This is a genomic window from Zobellia roscoffensis, from assembly GCF_015330165.1.
GTDB classification, from domain to species: domain Bacteria; phylum Bacteroidota; class Bacteroidia; order Flavobacteriales; family Flavobacteriaceae; genus Zobellia; species Zobellia roscoffensis.
Genome location: NZ_JADDXT010000002.1, coordinates 546,321 through 568,848, shown reverse-complemented (window position 1 = coordinate 568,848; position 22,528 = coordinate 546,321). Strand labels below are relative to the sequence as shown.

Below are 22,528 nucleotides of genomic sequence, written 5' to 3'. Positions count from 1 at the left end.
ATATTGAACTACAAACTACTATTCACCAACCACCACCCGCACACCCTCAGAATGACTTGAAAACTCAGGAGCATACATGCTTTGAATGGTAGTTACGCCATTGCTGAATTCTCCGGCATTGTTTACTCTTACGTCATATTCAAAGACATGAACTCCCTTTGGTAAATAATCGAAAAAGAAATTGGTACTGGCATCTTTCGTGCTTTCATAATAGCCAAGCCCATCTTGCCATTTATAACTTGAAATTACATTTACAGGCTCAAAACCAGCTGCTCGCATGTCTTTTATATGAACGAATTCCATATCTCGGTCAGCACGAAGTTCAATTCTCACCTTTACTAAATCACCCACTTTTAAGGATGTAGCTTTGGTGATTTCTGTTATTTTTTCACCTGTATCTGTATCCTTCTTAAGAAATAATTTTTTCTTAAGCTGCAAAGGGGTTTTTGCTGATGTAATCTTATCAAGGTCCTCAAAATATTGCCAGTAAAGGGCACCCCAGGCAATGCCATTCCCTTTTTTGGTTAGCTGTACTTCGGCCATCTGTGGCTCTACTTCAATCGTGTTCCAAGAGGTTTTAAAGTATCCTGTTCCTGCTTCCACTTTAGTGTTTTCTAGTTTTTCACCATCAATTGCTTTACCTCCAACCGTAACATCAACTGCATCGGTAACGGAAAGCCAATCGCTGCCCTGTAGAAGAAGTGCGTAAACGGCTTCCGATGTAGCTTTGGTTGTAGACCATTGGTTGGTCTGTTTATGTTTTAGGAGCCAAATTTTTAAGTTGTCAATAGTTTCAGTGTCGTTTTCTATTTCACCAAAAGCTTCTATCAAAAGCGCTTGCGTTTCAATGGGTGCCTGGTACCAAGACCAAGAGGCGGTGTTTTCTTTCCAGTACATTCCTAATTCTTCTGAAATAATACTGTTTTCCTTAAGTCCTTTAAGAATTTTATTAGCCGTGGCGGTGTCTCCCATCCTTTTTAAGGTCAATGCCAACATGCCTTTGGAATAAAGCCCTTTTTTGGTCCAATATTTTTTAGCTTGTCCAAGATAATACGCCCTAATTTTATCGACTTCCTTTGAGGTTTTAATATCGGTAAAGAAGCTGCGCATGTACAAATAGTGAATTTGTATCTGGCTTAAATGATCATGATTTATGTTGGAAGCGTATTTCTTCATTTGCTCGTACTCTTCTACAAATTCGGCATCCAAATAAGCAATGGCCTTTCGGGTCATTTCTTCCGCTTTAGACTGGTTTTCGGGTGTGGCAGAGGTTACGTTCAGTTTGTTTAAATGGCCAATTCCCGTAATAATATGTTGGGTGATGAACCGGTTGTCAGAACCACCGCTAAACCACGGCCATGCCCCGGATGATTTTTGGTTGTTCTTCAATTTATCAAGTGCACGGCTCTGTGCATCTTTCATTTTGTTGAGGTCGAATAAAAGCGCAATTCGTTTTTTCTGTTCGGTCTCAGATTGCGCATCGCGTAACCATGGGGTTTCTTGAATTAAAAGGGATTTCAGTTCTTCATTCTTTTCCAAGTTGCTCAGTAACGCATCGGAACTGGCCCATTGGTCAAATACCGCTTTTATTCTTTTGTTTGAATTCGCAATATGGCTTGCCAAAGTGTTGGCATAGTATCGGGCAAAAGTTTGCTCGTTACAGTCATAAGGATACTCCATTAAATATGGCAGTGCCTGAACGGCATACCAAGCTGGGTTGGAAGTGATTTCCAAAGTAAGTTTATGATGTTGTATTGTAGTTGAGGTATTATCCCTCAATTTATCTAAAACAAAGGTTTTGGTCTGATTGCTACGTACCCACATCGGTAAGGTTTCCGTAACTAACATACGGTTGGTCAAAACGGGAAGCACACTTTGTTCGCCATCACTAAAATCGCCCGCTTTTGCTATCACGGTATACTGAACGGCCTGAAGGTTTTCTGGAATTTTAAGTTGCCATGAAACCTGAGTGTTCCCTAACGAGTCTACCGCGAATTCATTTTGAGCTTTCGTACTTAATAATTGTTCGGTGACGTCTTTTCCTGAAAGTACATCAACAAGTATAAGTTTCGCTTGTCCAGATAGCTTTTTATCCGTGAGGTTCGCAATTTTAGTACTTATGCTGATTTCATCACCTTCACGCAGAAAACGCGGTACGTTTGGCATCACCATTAGTTCTTTTTGCGTAACGGTCTTTAACCTCTTAACAGAACTGTGCAGATCTTTTGTATGGGCCAATAATTGTAGTTTCCATTTGGTAAGCGCTTCTGGCGTGGTGAAGTTGAACGAAACATTTCCTTCTTTATCCGTTCGTAATTCAGGAAAGAAAAATGCCGTTTCCTGAAGGTTTGTACGGATTTGTACTTTTTCTAAATCCGTTTTCTTTTCAACTTTGTTAGTTGAGGTATTGTGATTGGTTAACCCAATTTCATTTTCTTCTGGAGCCATTGAAGAGGTAATGACAACTTCTTCCAATAGCGCACTATCCTCCATTAGGTCTACAGGGGCACCGCTCATTGCCATTTTTCTGGTTAATAAACCTCTGCTATAGTTCCCATTACCAAAATGTAACCCAAACCAGTTAAAGGAGTCGTACTGTTGCGGTGAGTAGCTATATCTGTCTGTATCCAGATAGGTTCGGAATGAATTCGTGCCAAAGCTGGAATGGGCATTAGCGTAAATGGAGGAATAATAGGAGCCTCGTGCAAGTGGATTAAAATTCCATCCGTGTGGTCTAAAAGTATCTAAAGAGGCATCGTACATGCTTGCCAAAAGTTCGGCAGATACTTTTTCGCCTTGAGGTCCTTTTAATTTAAACGACCAAGTCTCTTCCATACCCGGCTGTAATTTATTTCTAAAAGTAGTGGTCTCGATTTCAAGTCGGTTTTCTGGATAAGGCACAGAAATAGATAACGTACCCGACTGAAAGGAATTATAGGCAGAAAACGTATAATTGATGGCAAATCCTCCTAAATCATTTTCAGTAACCGGGACTGTAAACGATTTTGAGTTTTGGTTCAATTGAATCTTACGTATATCAATAATTTCTTCTTCCTTCTCAATAGTAACGGTTACGGTCAGGTCCTCTGAGTTTGAGTATAATGTAATCTCAGCCTTGTCACCAATCTCATAATTAGGTTTATCTATTTTAATGTCGAATAGGTGGTTGTCCGCCAATTGTTTATCGGTATCACTGAAAAGTGTGGTTATGGCTTTTTCCTTTACAACTTGGCCAAATTTATCCTTGGTCTCCAATTCAATAACATATTTGCCCGACTCCCATTTTTTTAGGTTTTTTATGTCGAACGTACTAGATTTCTCAGTGTCAAAATCAGTTTGCCACACCAATTTACCTTTCGCCCAATGTATTGCTTGATCCTCTTTGTCATAGGCCTCATGTGGAAAAAGATTCTGATATTCTTCTTTGCTCCAATTTTTATAATCAGGGGCCGGCCAGGACCTAGAACGCAGCACCTGCTTTGGAGCTTGTAGTTTGTACATTTTCAAGGTTCCTTTTGCAGATATAGGTTGCCCATTAAGATTGGAGGTAGAGATGGTTACATTATCTTCATTTTTGTCCTTGTTCCATTGCTCGGGAACAGATATATTGGCGGTAAGCGCATGATAACCTACGGAGACAAAAGTAGTGGTGCTATGCGTTTCTCCGTTAATGTCCGTAACATCTGCACTAATTTCATAAGTAAAAGTGGGTAGGTGCTCTTTGGAGACACTATTATCGGGTATGGCTTTAAATTTTAAATCAAAACTACCTGAAGCATCTGTAGTAGTTTCTCCATGAGCTATTTCTTGGGGAGCATTGTTGTAATGGGGCATACGCCAGTAAAACCAGCGTGGAAAGTACACGGCGCGTTTTACACGGTAGCTTACCTTAGCATCGGTAATTTTACTTCCGGCATAAGCAGTAGCACTACCTGTAACTTTTATACTGTCATTTACTTTATAAGTCGCTGTAACAGGTTCAAAAGAGGTTTCAAATTTTGGGCGTTTGTATTCTTCTACGGAGAAATAATGCGTGTTATAGGCATCCAAGGAAATACCATCGGTTTCGATATGAAAATCTCCCGTTAGGCCTGAGCTTGGAAGTATAAACTCACCATTAAAAGAACCGAATTCATTCGTCTTAAATTCGAGTTCCGTTATTTCTTGGTCATTAACATCATACAAGGTTGCCGACACCTTTTCATTAGCTACCACTTTCGATTTTTCTTCAAAAGTTTCTATCAGAATACCTTTAAAGTAAACAGGTTGTCCTGGGCGGTAAATACTTCGGTCCGTAAAGAGAAAAATTTTGTTTGTAGCCTCGTTAGCTCTGCTTTTTTCCGGTTTTTTGTTTACATAATAATTGCCAAAGTAAGCCTTCTCATCATTATGATTGATTTCTACCGAAACGTCGTTCCAATTATCATTCGTTAAGGGAAGTGTTGCAAATCCCATTTTATCTGTTTTCTCAGTTTTGGAAGCATAAGGCTTGTTATAATTCTGCAGATAAGTAAACTTCATTTTAGCCCCTGAAATTGGCTTGCCAGAATTTCTATTGATTACTTGATATTTTTTTTCCGATTGGGCATTGGTTTCAATCAAAGCCATATTGGTCACCTGAATTTGACTAAAAGCAAAACTGTCTTTGCTTTTCTGTTCGGGTGTAGCCAAAATAATGTATTGTCCGTTTTCCAAAGGCGGTAGCAGCACTTCAATACCATGTTGTTGATAGTCTTTTTCATTTTGAAGTTGAGCGGACCAACTCTTTTTTTGTTTCAGTTTTTTTATAAAGGACAGTTGCTTTTTTTGCGGATATAGGCTGTTTAATTCCTTAATCTGTTTGTTGTCTACTTCGTAAGCGGACAATTGTAAGGAGGTCAGGTTTTTATAATTAACCAATAATTTTGAAGGCTGGTTAACCGGAATATATTTTTCCGTAACCATGGATAACGTTGGAGCCAGGATTTGAGATTTAAGTGATTTACACTGCTCGGCGCCCATACTATCGGGGAACTTGGCAATTACTTCATCGCACAGCACAATAGCCTCTTTCTTTTTCCAACGCGGTTCTTCGTTTGTTTTAGGTTGATAAGCTTGCCCTTGGGTATGGTATAACTTCGCTAGTTCATAACGGTACAATGCAGAGGTTTCATGGCGCTTTAGTTGCTCCGCAGAGTTTTTTAAGGTCTCCTCGTAAAGTGTTTCCTTATTTTTAAAAATGCCATTCTGGTAGACAAAGTTTAGGCGTTCAATATCGGCCATAACCAAAGGTTTTAAGTCAGGTTCGCCAAAATGAAAGAGAATGAGTTCTTGGTATACTTTCAATACTCTTGCCTGTAACGAAGTTTTGTCTTTGGTGCTCAAATTATGATGTGCAAACTGGTAGGCCTCGCATATAGTTTCCGTATCATTGATTTCATATTTATCCGCTGGTCGAGTAATATTGCTTTCATCACTTTTGAAGAACTGCAGTGCTGTGTGGGCTAAAATATCGTAAAGGGTAGGGCGGAAGCTGCCAGAACCCTTTTGTTGGTTCAATAGCTCTTCAAACCCTTGTAAATCTGTATTTTGAAGTTCTTTTGGGTTTTCCAGGGATGCCGTAAAATGAAGTTTGATTTCATGAAAAAGTGTAGTGAGGTCCCAAGTGCGGAAGTCAACATGGTCTACTTTTGTTTCCGTTGAAGTACGGTTGTAAAACTGATACCGGTTTTGTTGGAAATATTGCCAGTATAGATTGGCCAAATAACTTTCTAGAATGTTTTTGGTTGGGGTTTCCGCTTTTTTAATTTCCGCTTTAAAACGGTTGATGATGGTTAGTTGTGAATCTTCCTCTAAAGTCATGATATACTTTGAGGTAAAGAGCAATGCTTTGACGGTCTGTTCTGAATTTTTCTCTTTTTCAGCTTTCGCCGAAATAGTTTCAACCATCTCCAAGGCGGACTTGGTAAGGTCTTCGCTCTCTAGTTTCTGCACTTTTTTCCAAAGTGATGTATACGGATCTCCACTGTCTTGGGCTGATAGCATTTGCGAAAAAAGTATTACGGTTAATACGAGGGACAATCTTTTCATAGTATAAAATTACAGAACAAAACTGAGCAAAATCAATGCCAATAAAAATGATGAATGAGGGAACGGTAGGGTTGGGTTAGGTAATTAACCTTTCTTAAAATAAGAGAAAACTTATAAATATGCTTTTGGATTTCATATGCGTCAAAACTTAAGTTTTTAAAAACCATTACGCCATTTTCACAAGCCTACTTTTGGTATGAATTAAAACCTATATGATGGATAATAATTTTCTTGATACCTGGGCTTCTTCCCTGAAATCCGCTTTTATACTCCTTTTTCTTTTTATCTCCCTGCTCATTATAGCTTCGTAGCGAAGCCGGTTTATAAACTTTTTAAAAGGCCCCCGTCAATCGGAATTTGTGTACCTGTTATGTAGGCCGCGTTATCCGAAGCTAGAAAAGCAACAAGATATCCGTATTCTTTGGGGTCACCTATGCGTTTCACCGGTACTTTGGACTCCATATCCGCTAAAACTTCATCTTCAGAAATACCTAATTGTTCGGCTTTTTTCGAGTTCAATTGTGCAATACGCTCCGTATCAAAATAGCCCGTAAGAATGCTGTTTGCGGTTATGTTGAACGGCCCCACGTCTGTCGCCAACGTTTTGGCCCAAGTGACCACCGCAGCCCTAATGGTATTAGAGAGGGCTAAATACGATAAAGGCTCTTTTACCGATACCGAAGCTACGTTTATTATTCTACCCCATTTATTCTCTTTCATGTGCTTTAAAGCAAGTTCTGTGGTGTAGACGACAGTCTTAAAAAGCAGGTTGAAGGCCTCTTGATAATCCGGAGTTTGTTTCTCTAAAGAACTTCCGGCATCTGGTCCTTGGGTGTTGTTCACCAAGATATCTATGGAATTGCTCTCAAAAAACTTGAATATCGTTTCTCGATAGCCGTGAAAATCTGAAAAATCTACAACAAGGTAACCGTGTTTTTGAGTCTCGTTCGTTGGTAGTTCAGCAACTATTTTTTTTAGTTTTTCTTCGCTGTGTGACATGAGTGTTACACTGGCGCCACTCTCAGCGAGCTGTTGCGCTATAGCTTTTCCTATTCCTCCTGAGCTGCCACCTACTAATGCTCTTTTTTTTTCTAATGATATATTCATGGTAATAGATTTATGGGGATATGTAATTTCTATTTGTATTCTTCTCTCACAGGGCTAAAAACATCTATCAGTTTACATGGTGTAAGAGCCTTGCCACTATGTGAACTATGGGGTGGTATAATTACCACATCGTCCGCTTCATAGATTTTTGTTTCTCCATCAAGGGTGAATTCAAAACGGCCTTCTTGCACATGCATAATCTGTTCGTTCATATGCGAGTGTTCAGGAACTACTGCTCCTTCTTCCACGGTCCAAAAAGCAATGGACATATTTTTGGAATGTACAAGTTTACCGTGATAACCCGGCATGATTTCTTTGGATGAAATTTCCGATAAGTTCATTATATAGTATTTACTCTAACGAATATAAAAAGAATAGCAACAGCAATGAAAAAAGCCCCAAACCAAATTAATGATTTGAGGCCAAGTTTAGGATGGGTAATTATCGTCTGTGGAAATGTAATTTCCTGTTTTTTCTAACTTTTTAAAAGGAAGCTTATTCCCATTTTACAACTACTAGTTCGCACCGCCTATTCCACTCATGGTCTTCTTCGGTGCAGCTTTCTTCGGTTTCGCATTTTACAATGGGTTGTGATTCACCGTAGCCTTTTGCAATTATTCTATTTTGGGCAATTCCGTTTTTAACCATAAATTCTTTTGCGGAGTCGGCTCGTTTTTGAGAAAGGTCACGATTGTATTCAGAGTTACCTCTTATATCCGTATGCGTGCCGATTTCAATGACCATACCAGGGTTGTTTTTCATAATGGCAACTACCTTTGCCAACCTTTCCCTAGCTTCTCGTCTCACATACCAAAGGCTGTAGTCAAAATGAATTTCTTCAGTTTGAATAACGATTCGCTCATTTTCTCTGACAATGGCATCTTCTTTGGCAATTATGGTCTCTATTTTTTTAAGACGTTCGCGCTCTTCTTTTTCTTGGGTTGCTTTTTGTTTAATGGCTGTTTGCTTCTCTTTTTCTATTTGTGCCAGTTCCGCTGCCTTTTCCTGCTTCTTTTTTCGTTCTATTTCTGCTAAGGCCAGTTTTTCCTCAGCTTCTTTTTTGGCGAGGAGTTCCTCAGCTTTTTTAGCTTCACGTTCTTTAATGGAGTAAAGTGTAAGTGAACCATCTTTTACCGCATTTCTTTCGGTGTCGGAAATAAGGATTTTTGAGTTGTCTTCATATCCTTCTTTATTCGCCATAATACGATATTGACTGCTACATTCAATCTGGAATTTAAAGGAAGCATCTGCCGAGGTGATAATTTTCTCTATGGAATTTCCATCGGCATTTAAAAGTTCAATAGTGGCATTGACCAAAGGCTGTTTTGTGGTCTTATCGGTCAAAATACCAGCAATAAACTGTTTACAATCTTCTATGAGCAACGGTTTGGTTTCCGTAAAGGAATAGATATCATCACTTCCCTTTCCACTAGGGCGATTAGAAGAAAAATAACCGGTATTGTTGTCATGATCCAATGAAAGAGAAAAGTCGTCATAACCGCTGTTCACCGGTAAACCTAAATTATCAGGTTTTTGAAAAGTTCCATTCTCCTGTTTGGAAATAAATACATCTAACAAACCGAAGCCTGGGTGGCCATTGGAAGCAAAATATAGATTGCCCTTTTCATCAATAAATGGAAATTGTTCCTTTTTATCCGTATTGATATCCTCTCCTAGGTTGATAGGATTTCCAAAGAATCCATCCTTTTGAATGGTAACAAAGTATAGGTCAAACGAACCAAAACCACCTTCGCGATCAGAAGAGAAATAAAGTTTTGTTCCGTCCGGACTTAATGCTGGGTGTTCCGTTGAGAAATCATTACTGTTAAAGGGTAAGGGAGTGATATTACTCCAAGAATCCTCTACATATTCTGCACGATAAATTTTTAGGTTACTTATTTTATCATCTTCCGTTTTCTTTTTACTGTTTCTGGTAAAATAAATGGTTTTTCTATCTTTTGAAATGGCAAAAGTGCCTTCGTGCATTTTGGAGTTGATTACGCTGCTAATGGATGAGCTTAAACTATCTCCTTGTTCTATTTTTTCAATGGGATGGGAATAGATATCTAAATAGTTTTCATTGTTCCAACGATAGAGTTTAGGCAGGACACTTGAGTTTTTTCTGGAAGCGCTGTATACCAAATTGGAATCTATACGCGCGGCACCAAATTCGGATGTGGATGTATTCAGGTTGAGGTTTTTAATTTCAAATCGATTACCAATAGCCCCTACATTTTCTACATAGGTGAAGTTGTTTTCAATTTGGCTGACCTTATCGTCTTGTCCTTCCTCTGTATAAAAATCAACGAGCACTTTTTTTGCCTTTTCATATTCGCCTATCGCTTTTAAAGATTGGTTTAGCTTAAAATGATAGCTTTCGTCAACGTTTTCGCCATAATTGGAAATTAAATATCCATACCAACGGACGGCTGCCTTCATATTAAAAGTATGGTAGTAACTATCCGCAAGATTTTTAATCAGTTTTGAATTTTTGTTCCGTGGGAGCAACTGCTCATAAAGCGGAATAGCATCACTGTAGTACGCGCGTTCAAAATATGTGTCGGCACGTTTCAGTTCTTGTTGGGCGTAGGTTTGTACGGTTAAACCCAGAACAAACCATATGAAGAGTAGTTTTTTCATGTTTAGTAGAATCTAGGTGATTTGTCGTATCCTTTGCCGAGGCCCAGTAAATCGAGATTAAAAAGAACAAATATTTCATGAGAACCAGAACTGTAGGTGCTGAGGTTCGATAAGGTATAATCATAAGCATAACCAATACGCAAAGCAGGTGTGGCGGCAATGTTGAACATGGCACTCACGGAGTCTTCCAAGCGGTATGACAATCCCCCTTCAAATCGATTTAGAAAAAGGGCGTTCAGCGAAACATCCACAGTTAAAGGAGATCCCTCTACAATTTTTGCCAATGCCGAAGGTTTAAGTTTTAAATCGGGATTTAATTCATACACGTAACCCGAAGTAAGGAAAAAGTGAATATTTTCTGAGCCGATACGATTAATTCCATCCTTGTTTTCAATATGCTTTGTGGTTAACAGGTTGGGAGCAGAAATGCCGGCATAAAAATTCTGTCTGTGGTAAAAAGCACCAATACCCACATTTGGAAATGTACTGTTTATATTTTCGTTAAAAGCAGGGTCGTCTTGAAACTCAGGAAGCATAAAGCCGTCAAAATTGGTCTCAAAAGTGGTGAAGCCACCTTTTAGCCCTAATGAAAGGTTACTCTTGTCATCTAATTTTAAAATGTATGCAAAATCTGCATAGATATTATTTTCCTTTAAAGCACCATCTCCAATTTCATCCGTAATAAAAGATAGACCTACTTCCACTTTATCACTCATGGGAACATGTGTAAAAAAGGTAAGTGTTTTGGGACTTCCTACGGCATTTTTCCATTGAGAGCGGTACAATCCGCCAAAGTTGAGCATACCCACCTCATTGGTGGTATATGCAGGGTTCACAACGCTCATGTTGTACATGTACTGTGTGTATTGGGGGTCTTGTTGCCCATGGGCCGCAGCACACACGAACATCAGAAAAATAAAATATAGTTTTATTTCTTTCATGGTTTAGCGGTTAAGGTACAATCTGCCCTGTACCGGGTTATGACCTTCTTTATTATAATCTAGAATGTAGAAGTACACGCCATTAGGGGCTGTGCCGCTTCCGTTTTTTCCGTTCCAGGCCGGGCTGCTTCTGTCTCCTTTAAAGAGGGAAGTACCGTATCGGTTTAAAATTTCTAAAGTGAATTCAGGAAATATAATCTCAATATTGGGAATGAAGAACATATCGTTTTTACCATCTCCGTTAGGCGAAAATCCATCGGGAATAAAGAATCCGTATTCTTCAGGTTCACAATTGGTAAGGTCAATGGTAATGGCTATTCGCTCAGGATTCATACAACCTGTATCCGGATTGAAACTTTCCGCATAATACGTGGTTCCCGAAATTAAAAGAACATCTTCTTCAAGTGGAATGCCGTTCGCGGGAGTGTCATACCACAGCACATCGTATGAAGAATCGGTTTTGGCATCGCTTAAATTTTCTATTGTAGGTTCGTCCAATCCGCAAAGTGCCAATGTGGTAAATGCTAAACTAGCCGGTTCTAATTGATAAACTGTCGGGATCACTTCGGTCCGTAAGGAACTTTGGCATTTTCCATCAACTTCTGTTGCGGCATAATAGCTTTTTCCGTCAATCAAACCGGTATTCGTATCTAAGGCCGTTCCTCCTGTTTCAGTTTCATACCACACTATGGCATTGCTACTAGCTACGCTGGCATTCAAATTATCTACTACGGGGTTTTCTGAAGCACAAAATGTAGGATTTCCAACAAATAGCATGGGCATTTCAGGGTCTGAGAGGATAATGGAAACCTGAATTCTATCTGAACCTTCGCAATTGTTATTGGGGTCTATATTAGATATAAAATAATCTTCCCCATCCACAAGCTCTGTGTCAATAGGAAGAATATCCATATCTGTTGCCGTGTCATAAAACATCACCTGACCATTGGCACTCACTTCAATATCTTGTAAAGTAGGTAATGAAGAAGTAAATTCTGCAAGGCAAATAGTCTGCACCGGTTCTGCTTCTGGAAGTGCAGGAACACCCTCAATGGCAAAATTTTCATTCACCTCGAAATCGAAAATTGTTCTACAAGGCGTGGTGTCATTTTGTGTACTTTTTACGGTAACCGTATAATTGCCTTGTTCTAGCGTAGCCACGTCAATTTGAAAATCTGCAGTGCCACCGGTGTTACTTATAGTATTATCAATTAATACAGTATTGGTTTCTTGAGAAACAACTTCATAAGTCACAATATAAGTGCCATCGGAAAGGATGGGAGCTGTTACCAAAACATCTATACCAGTAGCGTTGCATGAATTATCTACCAAGACATCTAATTGAATAGCTTCTGGTATAGCAGTAATTATCGCAGTATCTGAAATAGAACATTCCATTGGGAATCCATTATCCACTTCAAAATCAAAATCGTATTCTCCGGTTTCCGTAATTTGGGAAGTAGGGATAGTGAAATTTGCACTGCCGGAAGTGAATGTAATGGCACTGGCAATGTGAGCAGTTTCCGTTCCGCTAGGTGCGGTAATGGTATAATTAACATCGTAGGTGCCGTTTGCACGGGTAAAAGAGGGGTCAAAAATGTCGATTAGGCTTACTGAAATATCTTCGCCCTCACAGGTGTCCGTTACGTTGGCTAGAGGGTCTGTAACAATAAACTGAATTGGAGATACCTGAATATCGGCACAAACCTCTTCTCCTAATGAAGTTATGGATAATGTTGTGGTTACGTTTTTTTGAACCAAGTTGGCGTCAATTTCAAATGAACCAGTACGGTCTGGGTTAAGAATTAGTGAGGTAGTTTCTCCTGAATTTCCGCTCGAAGAATCCAATTGGTATGATACGGAATAAGCGCCGGGTGGAATCAATGTATCTTCATAATCGCTTATTTCAATTAGGTATTTATCCGGGTCTATACAAAAATTAGGAGCGGTCATTGTACCCCGCAAAGTGGGTAGAATACTAATTTCAACAGTAGTTCTATGAATGTCACAGACCGCATGTGATGGATAGACGGTATAAGTAAAAGAGAAGGAGCCATAGGTATGGCGGTCTCTAATTGCCTCAATATCTATGTTATGGTCAGTAAGGTCGGAGAGTTGGTCGGTATCAGCACCTTCTGACCAAGTACCGTTTATATCTTCATCTTCTAATAAATCGTTTAAGTCATAATCAGTATAACTAGATAAATCATCAGTAGTACAGACTGTTAAACTAGAAGCAATACCTGAATTGGCAGGCCTTTGAACTTCAAGTAACAAGGTTACTTGTCTACTAGGGCAAGAACCTACAACAGGTACAGTATGGGTAAATTCATATGTTCCTGGTCCGGCAGATTCAGCATCAAAAAAGTTTAAAGCCAAATACGGTGCTGCTTCAGGTGTAATAGCATCCCAGGTACCATTGAAATCTTGAAATTTCCCTTCTGTTTCATCTCCAATAAAACCATGTAGATTTACTGAGGGGTCATCCCCACAGGCATCTGCAGAACCATCTATATTGTCTTCTCCAGGGTATCCGCCCAATGTAATGGTTACAACGGCAGATTCCTCGGAGCCACAGGTGTTTGTGTAGGTAAACTCGTGTAAACCTGAGTTTTTAACTTCCCACAGGTTTACAATACCGGTATCTCGGTCAAGTGCATAAAAGTTAGCGGGGTCATTAGTGGACCATGTGCCTCCGGGTAGAGGTGTTCCGCCTAATTCTGCAAATAGGTCAAAAGTTTTGTTTGCCTCATCGGAATCTTTCTCACATATGGTTACCGAATTATCGGAACCAGCACACTGTGCGAACGAGTCTACAGAAAAGAGAATCAAACAAAAAGGCAAAACCAATTGTAAGATGGTTCTTATGTAAGTCTGGTCAGTCATTTTTCATTGTTAGGGGAAGCAATGTGCATATTGTTCAGAGCAAATGTAAGTTGGTCATTAAGCGCAAGTGAATAAATGTTGTCAAAGGCAGTATTTGAAAGGTGAATCTTACTAAATACGTAGCAAGGCTTATTGAAAAGTGTGCATTTTGTCGATGTTTTTAAATCTTTGGTGGATTTTTTTATTGGATGAATTGTAGTCGATTTTGATGTTTTTTATCGAGAAATCAATGCCTATATTTGTGCCAAATACAGCGTTTATGCAGATTCATTTTATTGCAATTGGTGGTAGTGCCATGCACAATTTAGCTTTGGCCTTAGCTCATAAAGGTGATGTCGTAACAGGAAGTGACGATGTTATTTTTGAACCTTCTAAAACTAGGTTGAAAGACAAAGGACTTCTACCTGAAAGTTTCGGTTGGTTTCCGGAAAAGATACATGAAAGTTTAGATGCTGTTATTCTTGGCATGCACGCGAAAGAGGATAACCCAGAGTTATTAAAAGCTCAAGAACTCGGTTTGAAAATATATTCATACCCCGAATTTCTCTATGAGCAAGCAAAAGATAAAACCCGAGTGGTTATTGGCGGTAGCCATGGTAAAACCACAATAACATCTATGATTCTTCATGTGTTGAACTATCATGATAGAGAGGTAGATTTTATGGTGGGTGCCCAATTAGAAGGTTTTGAACGTATGGTGCATTTGACAGATCATAATGATTTTATGATTTTGGAAGGGGATGAATACTTGTCGTCTCCTATAGACCGTAGACCTAAGTTTCATTTATATAAACCTAATATAGGGCTGTTAAGTGGAATTGCTTGGGACCATATTAATGTGTTTCCGACTTTTGAAAATTATGTAGAGCAGTTTCAGATTTTTGTTGATAGTATTGTTAAGGGGGGAAGCATAACCTATAACCAAGAAGACCCTGAAGTTAAAAAGGTGGTAGAGGTATCTGAAAATACGATTCGTAAATTGCCGTATACAACGCCTGAGTATACTATTGAAGACGGAACCACGCTTTTAGAAACCCCTGAAGGACCAATGCCTATTGAGGTTTTTGGAAAACATAATTTGAGCAATTTAGCTGGTGCCAAATGGATTTGCCAAAATATGGGTGTAGATGAGGATGACTTCTATGAAGCTATAGCAACATTTTCAGGAGCTTCTAAACGATTGGAGAAAATTGCAGAAGGGAAATCTTCAGTTGCTTATAAAGACTTTGCGCATTCTCCAAGTAAAGTGGCTGCAACAACAAAAGCGGTAAAAGAGCAATATGAAAACCGTAAACTAATAGCCTGTTTAGAACTACACACGTATAGTAGTTTTAATCCTGAATTTTTAAAAGAATACAAGGGTGCTTTAGATGCAGCGGACGAAGCGGTAATTTTCTATTTACCTGAATCTGTGGCCATTAAAAAATTGAAAGAAGTTACACCTGAGCAAATTTTAGAAGCTTTTGAACGTAACGACCTTAAGATTTACACCAACGCAGCTAGTTTTAGGGACTTTGTTTTTAGTCAGGATTATGATAATGCCGTTTTACTTCTAATGAGTTCCGGTAATTACGGTGGTTTGGATCTGATTCAATTAAAAGAGAAATTTTCTTTGTAATAGAATATTAGGGTAGAGGTAAGGATACATTCAAATGGCTCTTGGCGAGTGGTTTGCTTATTTCATCGGTCATAGAACTTGTTCATAATAGAGTTTACTATATTTATGACATGCATGAAAAATCAACCTCGTTTTCAATTAAAAATTGGTCGGACGATGATAAACCGCGAGAAAAATTAGTTCATAAAGGGAGGTCGGTACTATCTGATGCTGAACTCATAGCAATTCTTATTGGTTCGGGTAGTAGAAATGAGAGTGCTGTTGAACTCGCAAAACGTATTTTAGCTTCGGTCAATAACAACCTAAATGAATTAGGTAAGCTTTCCATTAAACAACTGATGGCTTTTAAAGGTATCGGGGAAGCTAAATCAGTAACCATTGCCGCTGCCTTAGAGATGGGCAGAAGAAGACGTGGTGAAGAAGCCCAAAAAAAAAGCAAAATAAATAGTAGTAGAGATGCTTTTGATTTGTTACAACCCCGTATTGGAGAGTTGGATCATGAAGAGTTTTGGATTCTTTATTTAAGCAATGCCAATAAAGTGCTGCACAGTGCACAACTGAGTAAAGGTGGGTTGACAGGAACTTTAGTAGATGTTCGCATCGTAATGCGGCAGGCACTTGAGCAAGGAGCAGTTGGGTTAATCCTGTCGCATAATCACCCTTCTGGAACGTTAAGACCAAGCGAGGAAGACCGTAAGGTGACGCAGAAATTGAAAAGGGCCGCAGCTGCATTAGATATAAAAGTTTTAGATCATTTGATAATTACCCAAAAGGATTATTATAGTTTTGCTGATGAAGGTATTCTTTAACTTTGTTGTCTGAGGTATTTTAGACATTTTAAAAAGATATCTCTGGACAGAAGTTAAAAATTGAATTCTTAGCAGATTATGTTACTTATTTACACCCATAAAATTACACCGCGTTTCAGGTATACCATGAAGCAGGTCTTTACACGTATATTGGGTATTGAAGTTTCTTTTACTACTAAAGTCGAAGATTTTATTAAGCATTCAGGTGCTAAGATTACGTATACAAAACAACCTTTGCAGAACGAATTCTTTGTTCGTAGCAACGACCTTCTTTTTGAACAAGGTATAAATGATTTACAGATAACGGTTCATGATTGGAATGGTGTTCCTTGTTTTTTTAGAACGGGCGAGCGAAGCACTCTACCTTTTGATATATTTTCTGCCAGTTTTTATTTGTTAAGTAGATACGAGGAGTACTTACCTCATGTAAAGGATATACATGATCGTTTTCCCGTTAAGGATAGCATCGCCTATAGAAACAAATTTCTTAAGTTACCGGTTGTAGATATTTGGGGGTATAGGTTACTGGATGAGCTTAAAATCAAGTTTCCTGATCTAGAATATAAACCCAAGAAATACCGTTATGTTTCAGCTATAGATGTAACCACATCACATTGCTTTGCTTATAGGGGTGTCGTCAGGAATGTGGCCGGTTTTTTTTATGATCTGGGTACGTTAAAATTTAAAAGAGTAGGGCAACGTTTTAAGGTGTGGTTTAATCCGGATGAAGACCCGTACAATAATTTCACTTTTTTAATCGATCTACATAGAAAGTTTAAAACCAAAAGTGTATTCTTTTTTCAGTTTGCAGATTACTCAACTTATGATAAAAATGTTTCCCCAAATAATAATAAGTTTCGTTATCTCATAAAATCAATTGCAGATTATTCTAAAGTTGCACTAGCGGCATCGTATAGTTCGTTCAATGATAACGAACTATTGAAAAAAGAAAAGAAAAAGCTGACCGGGGTTATCAATAGACCTATAAATTCCTCTAGATTACGTTACAACAGGGTAGATTTACCACATACCTACAGAAATTTGGTAGATGCCGAGTTCGTAGACGATTATACTATGGGTTACACACATGAAGTTGGTTTTCGCGCCAGTACGTGCACCCCGTTTTATTTTTATGATATCAATTTAGAAGTGCAGCAGCCTATAAGGATACACTCGTTCGCCTTTCATGATTATACCTTTGTAAGTGCCGTAAATGAGGATGTGGTAATGGGTCAGGTTTTGGCTATTGCTGAGGCTATAAAAGCTGTAAATGGCGAGTTCGTTTCTGTTTTTTCAAATGAATTATTAGGTGGTGACGAAAAGATAGATTGGATGAAATTGTATGAAACCGTTTTAAAGCAATGCCATGTTTAAGGATATAGTTACCGATGTTTTTTTTGATTTAGACCATACCCTTTGGGATTTTGAACGGAATTCTGCACTTACTTTTGGGAAGATTTTTCAGAAGAACCGGATAGAGGTGGAGCTTCCTGACTTTTTACAGGTGTACACGCCCGCAAATTTTGCTTTTTGGAAGTTGTATAGGGAAGGTAAGATTACCAAAGAAGCCTTAAGGTATCAACGCTTGAAAACGGTCTTTGATGATTTAAAATATATGGTTTCGGATGAGGTCATCAACACCTTATCGGACGATTATATTGCGCATCTTTCTTCGTTCAATCACTTATTCCCCAATACGATTGCAATTCTTGATTATCTCAAACCAAAATATAAACTCCATATCATTACCAACGGATTTCAAGAGGTTCAAGGTAAAAAGCTAAAAAATTCTAAAATACACGATTATTTCGATCAGGTTATAGATTCTGAAATGGCAGGTGTGAAAAAACCTGACCCTTATATTTTTAATTTGGCTTTAAACAAAGCAAATACCAGGGCGGAAACCTCATTAATGATAGGTGATAATCTAGAGGCCGATATACTAGGTGCCCAAGCTGTGGGCTATAACGTATTACATTTTAATACACATAAAGAGCCTAAGCACGATTTTTGTGAAATCATTGAGGATTTGCACGAAATAAAAACCTTTTTATAGAGTTATATAGGTAACACCACAATTGCGTTTACTAACGCGAATATTTGGTTTTGCCATGATAAGATTTTTTAAATACACTTTACTCTGCGTTTTGTCTTCCCTCACACTTTTGTCATGTATTGAGGAACAGGATTTTAATCAGTATGATGAGATTGGGCTTACCCCAACTTATGAGGCCAGTATTCTTTATGTAGAAACGCCGGAGTCGTTGGTCAATGCTACAACTGGGGTTAATGTTTTTTCTGAAAATTTTAATTTCGATGCTTTTAGTTCAGACGTTTTTGCTAATCGGGTTCTGGATGGTACTATAACCTACATCGTTGAAAACACAAGTAGTAAAGAACTGGAAGTTAGTATAGAATTACTTGATGCAGGTGGCAATGTATTGGATACAGAGGTTATTCTTGTAGAACCTACTCCTATGGCTATGCTCCAGAGAGATATAGCTTACGGGAGTTCCGGTAGAAGTATAGACATTATCAAGAATACTTCAAGCATACGTGTAACGGCTAACAATTTGGGTGATACTACAAGTACTTCTAGTGAGCCCGATTCAAAAATTGTTTTAAAATCCAGCGGAAAATTCAGAGTCGAAATAGAATGAGATTCTCCAACCTACTTTCTTTAGTCCTTTTTTGGACGTGCCTAGCCATGTTCGGGCAAAATAAGCAGCTGCTATATGATTTTGTTGAGATTCCTCAATCTGCCATGGTTAACCCAGGTGTAGATACAGATTTTCAATGGTATGCAGGGGTGCCCTTATTGTCTGGATTGTCACTTCAAGCAGGTTCTAGCGGACTCTCCGTGAACGATATTTTTGCTAGTGACGGACTAGATATCAATGATAAAATAAGAGAGCGCGCCATTTTTGGAATGAATGCGCGCGATGAGATGAGCGGTACTTTTCAAATAGAATTTCTAAACTTTGGTTTCCGTGGAAAAAACCCGGATAATTTCTACACTGCAGGAATGTATATTGAAGGTGATGCTATTGGCTATTGGTTTCAAGATTATGCCATTTTAGCCTTTGAAGGAAATGCGGACAAACTTAACCAACCTTTTGATTTGAGCCATCTGAAGACCAGAGGTGAGTTAATGAACGTATTTCACATCGGTTTAAATAAAAAAATTGATAATGAGCTTACCATAGGGATAAGGGGAAAATTGTATTCCAGTATTTTCGATTTCAATTCAACAAAAAATAAAGGAACTTTTATTACCAAAGAAGGCGTAAACAATATTTATTCCAGTACGGTGGAGGCCGACATGCAATTGCGTACGTCAGGACTTAACGGATTAAAAGATGCCGTTGATGACGGCACGGTGGGTAGTACCATTACAAAAAGAGCTTTTTTTGGCGGGAATCTTGGAGTAGGAGTTGATCTAGGGTTTACCTATCAGTTGAGCGATCAAATGGTCCTTACTGGTAGTCTTTTGGATTTAGGCTTTATATACCATTCAAAAGACATTAAAAATTACACGCTAAACGGAAAAGCTACAATAGAAGGAATTGAAATTATTTTACCCGACGCAGCTGCTGATCCCAATGCGGATTTTTGGCAAAATCTGGTTGATGATGTAGAAGGTTTTGTTCCGTTTGATGACAATACGGATAGTTATATAGCCTTTAGACCTACTAAATTATATGGTTCCTTACGTTACAATTTTGGCGAGCATGTAGATAACAGGGCAAACTGTGCTTGTGGCGTTAATGCCTCCAGCAACCGTGCGCGGGCTAAATACGTAAACAGTGTTGGTGGGCAATTGTATGTTATAAATAGGCCTAGAGGTCCCCAAATGGCCTTAACCGGGTTTTATCAAAGACGATTTGGTAACTTTATGACTATTAAAACAACCTATACCATCGATAAGTTCTCTTATTCAAATGTGGGTCTGGGCCTTTCTCTACAAGCAGGACCAGTAAATATTTATGCTATGGCCGATAATTTGTTATCGTACGGCAATTTGGCAGATAGTAATTATGCTTCTTTTCAGTTAGGATTAAATATCATATCTTGGGGCAAGAAATGATATAGTATTGCCAATTAATGAGCAACTTCAAGGTTTGGTACGCTTTTTTCATCTTCCTATTTGCAAATATTAAATCTAAAGATTGTGAAGCATATATTCCTAACCTGTTTTTTCATGGTAAGCCTAGTTGGTATGGCTCAAGAACAGCTAAATGATTACAAGTACATTATCGTCCCTAAAAAGTTTGATGGGTTCAAAAAAGTAAATCAATATCAGACAAGCACTTTGGTAAAGTATCTTTTTACTGAAGAAGGGTTCCAAACGGTTTATGAAGACGAACTGCCCAATGAATTGAACAATAATAGGTGTTTAGGTTTAACGGCAAACCTTGTTGATGATTCATCAATGTTTTCTACTAAAACGGGTATTGTTTTAGAGAATTGTAACGGACAAGAAGTCTTTGCAACTCCTATAGGTAAGAGCAAGGAAAAGGATTATAAGTTAGCCTACGGGGAATCATTGAGAAATGCCTTTAAGTCATTTAATACTATCAGTTACAGCTATAATGGTAAGGCTGATAAAACTGAGCCAGTGACCGTAAGTATGAAAAATGATGTAAAGCAGATTGAAGAAAAGCCCCAGTCGTATGAGCCAAAAAACAAGCAGCCCATGGTTCAGCAAGAAGCTACAAGAGAAAATCAAAGTTACAAAGATAACAGACCTAAGCCTTCTAGTTTAAAGAGTTCTGTTCAGGCACCAGCTGTATCTAGTGTTGTAATCAATGCGGAAAAATCTGCTTTGGGTACGTTATATGCCCAAGAAATTCCTAACGGATTTCAATTGGTAGATAGTACGCCAAAAATTCAACTCAAAATATTCAAAACCTCATTACCAAATTACTTTTTAGCCGAAGGCGAAGCTAAAAATGGAGTCGTTTTTAAGCAAGGCGAAAAATGGTTTTTTGAGCAATACGTGGACGGAGAACTTAAGACGGAAGAATTGACGGTAAAGTTTTAATGGTCATACTTGCCTTTCCATCTATTTTTTAAAAATTCCTTGATGGCATTTTCACGCGAATTGTTGCCGGGCTCATAAAATGGAGTCCCAGATAATTCTTCAGGAAGGAATTCTGCATTCACAAAGTTATTCTCGTAGTCATGGGCATATTGGTATTCTGCCCCATATCCAAGGTCTTTCATTAATTTGGTAGGAGCGTTCCGCAAGGGCAGGGGTACGGAGAGATCTCCGGTTTCCCTAACTTTTTGTTGCGCCTTTTTAATGGCCATATAACTGGCATTACTTTTTGGAGATGTAGCTAAGTAAACAGCACACTGACTGAGAATTATACTGGCCTCGGGATATCCTATTGTGGTAACAGCTTGGAAAGCATTATTTGCTATAACCAATGCGGTAGGGTTGGCAAGGCCAATATCTTCGGAAGCTGAAATAAGAAGCCTACGGGCAATGAATTTTATATCTTCTCCACCTTCGATCATTCTTGCTAGCCAGTAAACGGCACCATTTGGGTCGCTTCCGCGGATAGACTTTATAAAGGCAGAGACAATATCGTAATGCTGCTCCCCTGTTTTATCATAAAGGACTGTGTTTTTTTGAACCTTGCTCATAACAAGCTTATCCGTAATTTCTATAGTATCTCCAGGTTCGGAGTTTACAACCAGCTCAAAAATATTCAGTAATTTTCTCCCATCGCCACCGGAGAGTCGCATAAGCGCTTCGGTCTCTTTTAAATCTATTTTTTTTGATTTCAGGTATTTATCCTCTTTAATGGCTCTTTTAAGAAGGTTCTCTAAATCATCCTTTCCAAAAGCATTCAGAATATAAACTTGACAACGTGATAGGAGTGCAGGAATTACCTCAAAACTTGGGTTTTCTGTAGTGGCGCCGATTAAGGTAACCCAACCCTTCTCAACAGCTGCTAAAAGCGAATCTTGTTGTGATTTGCTAAAACGATGTATTTCATCAATAAATAAAATCGGATTTTTTGCGGTGAATAGCCCTCCACTTTTCTTTGCCTTTTCTATGACCTCACGAATATCTTTAACTCCGCTGTTAATAGCACTCAATACATAGAACGGACGCTCACTCTCGGTTGCGATTATATTCGCCAAAGTGGTTTTACCCGTTCCAGGAGGCCCCCACAGAATAAGGGAGGGAATAATGCCCCTTTTAATCTGGTTGGTTAAAGAGCCTTCTTTACCTACCAAATGGTTCTGGCTAATATAGTCTTCTAAAGTTTTAGGGCGAATTCGTTCCGCTAAAGGTTCGTTCATGACACAAAAGTATAATAAAGTTGGCAGAAGATGGTTTCTATAGAAAGGCAAACTAGCTTTTTCGAAAGTTCAGTGAATGTCATCAATAAATGACTATTTAGCAGTTGAGATACAGTTGGCCAACTTATTGCTAATTTTAA

General features: G+C 38.6%; 14 protein-coding genes. 7 read left to right on the top strand and 7 right to left on the bottom strand.

Annotated features, from left to right (window positions below):
- Window positions 1-18: 18 nt before the first annotated feature.
- The 6 genes from IWC72_RS02475 to IWC72_RS02450 form a co-directional block, all read right to left on the bottom strand.
- Window positions 19-6,069, bottom strand: a complete 6,051-nt coding sequence (locus IWC72_RS02475) for an alpha-2-macroglobulin family protein (RefSeq protein ID WP_194528713.1) — start codon at window positions 6,067-6,069, stop codon at window positions 19-21.
- A 321-nt stretch (window positions 6,070-6,390) separates the two neighbouring features.
- Window positions 6,391-7,176: an SDR family oxidoreductase gene (locus IWC72_RS02470; protein WP_194524674.1), complete on the bottom strand. Its 786-nt coding sequence runs from the start codon at window positions 7,174-7,176 to the stop codon at window positions 6,391-6,393.
- Window positions 7,177-7,205: 29 nt separating this feature from the next.
- Window positions 7,206-7,517, bottom strand: coding sequence for a cupin domain-containing protein (locus tag IWC72_RS02465; protein ID WP_194524673.1), 312 nt, complete (start codon window positions 7,515-7,517; stop codon window positions 7,206-7,208).
- 154 nt (window positions 7,518-7,671) lie between these two features.
- Window positions 7,672-9,816 (bottom strand): OmpA family protein, encoded by a 2,145-nt coding sequence (locus IWC72_RS02460; RefSeq protein ID WP_194528712.1) that lies wholly within the window; start codon window positions 9,814-9,816, stop codon window positions 7,672-7,674.
- A gap of 2 nt (window positions 9,817-9,818) precedes the next feature.
- The gene (locus IWC72_RS02455; protein ID WP_194528711.1) at window positions 9,819-10,757 is read right to left on the bottom strand and encodes a PorP/SprF family type IX secretion system membrane protein; all 939 of its coding nucleotides are present in this window, start codon (window positions 10,755-10,757) and stop codon (window positions 9,819-9,821) included.
- A 3-nt stretch (window positions 10,758-10,760) separates the two neighbouring features.
- Entirely contained in the window at window positions 10,761-13,643 is a 2,883-nt protein-coding gene (locus tag IWC72_RS02450) for a gliding motility-associated C-terminal domain-containing protein (protein ID WP_194528710.1), read from the bottom strand.
- 259 nt (window positions 13,644-13,902) lie between these two features.
- On the opposite strand from IWC72_RS02450, the gene IWC72_RS02445 reads away from it, so the two are divergent.
- The 7 genes from IWC72_RS02445 (at window position 13,903) to IWC72_RS02415 (ending at window position 21,114) form a co-directional block, all read left to right on the top strand.
- Window positions 13,903-15,261 (top strand): UDP-N-acetylmuramate--L-alanine ligase, encoded by a 1,359-nt coding sequence (locus IWC72_RS02445; RefSeq protein ID WP_194528709.1) that lies wholly within the window; start codon window positions 13,903-13,905, stop codon window positions 15,259-15,261.
- A 110-nt stretch (window positions 15,262-15,371) separates the two neighbouring features.
- Complete coding sequence (gene radC, locus IWC72_RS02440) at window positions 15,372-16,070, top strand: RadC family protein (protein ID WP_194528708.1); 699 nt, start codon at window positions 15,372-15,374, stop codon at window positions 16,068-16,070.
- 78 nt (window positions 16,071-16,148) lie between these two features.
- On the top strand, window positions 16,149-17,444 hold the full coding sequence (locus IWC72_RS02435) for a polysaccharide deacetylase family protein (protein ID WP_194528707.1): 1,296 nt from the start codon (window positions 16,149-16,151) through the stop codon (window positions 17,442-17,444).
- Window positions 17,437-18,126 carry a YjjG family noncanonical pyrimidine nucleotidase gene (locus IWC72_RS02430; protein ID WP_194528706.1) on the top strand — a complete coding sequence of 230 codons (690 nt, stop codon included), beginning with the start codon at window positions 17,437-17,439 and terminating at the stop codon, window positions 18,124-18,126. Before IWC72_RS02435 ends, IWC72_RS02430 begins: the two co-directional genes overlap by 8 nt.
- 91 nt (window positions 18,127-18,217) lie before the next feature.
- A complete protein-coding gene (locus tag IWC72_RS02425; RefSeq protein WP_226979467.1) occupies window positions 18,218-18,730 on the top strand; it encodes a hypothetical protein in 513 nt (170 codons plus the stop codon).
- Window positions 18,727-20,157: a DUF5723 family protein gene (locus IWC72_RS02420; RefSeq protein WP_194524664.1), complete on the top strand. Its 1,431-nt coding sequence runs from the start codon at window positions 18,727-18,729 to the stop codon at window positions 20,155-20,157. The genes IWC72_RS02425 and IWC72_RS02420 overlap by 4 nt, the downstream gene beginning before the upstream one ends.
- Before the next feature lie 114 nt (window positions 20,158-20,271).
- The gene (locus IWC72_RS02415) at window positions 20,272-21,114 is read left to right on the top strand and encodes a hypothetical protein (protein WP_194524663.1); all 843 of its coding nucleotides are present in this window, start codon (window positions 20,272-20,274) and stop codon (window positions 21,112-21,114) included.
- Here the strand turns inward: IWC72_RS02415 and IWC72_RS02410 are convergent.
- The gene (locus IWC72_RS02410; protein WP_194524662.1) at window positions 21,111-22,388 is read right to left on the bottom strand and encodes a replication-associated recombination protein A; all 1,278 of its coding nucleotides are present in this window, start codon (window positions 22,386-22,388) and stop codon (window positions 21,111-21,113) included. The two genes, IWC72_RS02415 and IWC72_RS02410, sit on opposite strands and share 4 nt — an antisense overlap.
- Between the last annotated feature and the right edge of the window lie 140 nt (window positions 22,389-22,528).

What these genes read in the sequence shown, in the direction of transcription:
- IWC72_RS02475 (WP_194528713.1), bottom strand. Translation starts at nt 6,069, where the DNA reads ATGAAAAGATTGTCCCTCGTATTAACCGTAATACTTTTTTCGCAAATG.
- IWC72_RS02470 (WP_194524674.1), bottom strand. Translation starts at nt 7,176, where the DNA reads ATGAATATATCATTAGAAAAAAAAAGAGCATTAGTAGGTGGCAGCTCA.
- IWC72_RS02465 (WP_194524673.1), bottom strand. Translation starts at nt 7,517, where the DNA reads ATGAACTTATCGGAAATTTCATCCAAAGAAATCATGCCGGGTTATCAC.
- IWC72_RS02460 (WP_194528712.1), bottom strand. Translation starts at nt 9,816, where the DNA reads ATGAAAAAACTACTCTTCATATGGTTTGTTCTGGGTTTAACCGTACAA.
- IWC72_RS02455 (WP_194528711.1), bottom strand. Translation starts at nt 10,757, where the DNA reads ATGAAAGAAATAAAACTATATTTTATTTTTCTGATGTTCGTGTGTGCT.
- IWC72_RS02450 (WP_194528710.1), bottom strand. Translation starts at nt 13,643, where the DNA reads ATGACTGACCAGACTTACATAAGAACCATCTTACAATTGGTTTTGCCT.
- IWC72_RS02445 (WP_194528709.1), top strand. Translation starts at nt 13,903, where the DNA reads ATGCAGATTCATTTTATTGCAATTGGTGGTAGTGCCATGCACAATTTA.
- radC (WP_194528708.1), top strand. Translation starts at nt 15,372, where the DNA reads ATGCATGAAAAATCAACCTCGTTTTCAATTAAAAATTGGTCGGACGAT.
- IWC72_RS02435 (WP_194528707.1), top strand. Translation starts at nt 16,149, where the DNA reads ATGTTACTTATTTACACCCATAAAATTACACCGCGTTTCAGGTATACC.
- IWC72_RS02430 (WP_194528706.1), top strand. Translation starts at nt 17,437, where the DNA reads ATGTTTAAGGATATAGTTACCGATGTTTTTTTTGATTTAGACCATACC.
- IWC72_RS02420 (WP_194524664.1), top strand. Translation starts at nt 18,727, where the DNA reads ATGAGATTCTCCAACCTACTTTCTTTAGTCCTTTTTTGGACGTGCCTA.
- IWC72_RS02415 (WP_194524663.1), top strand. Translation starts at nt 20,272, where the DNA reads ATGGTAAGCCTAGTTGGTATGGCTCAAGAACAGCTAAATGATTACAAG.
- IWC72_RS02410 (WP_194524662.1), bottom strand. Translation starts at nt 22,388, where the DNA reads ATGAACGAACCTTTAGCGGAACGAATTCGCCCTAAAACTTTAGAAGAC.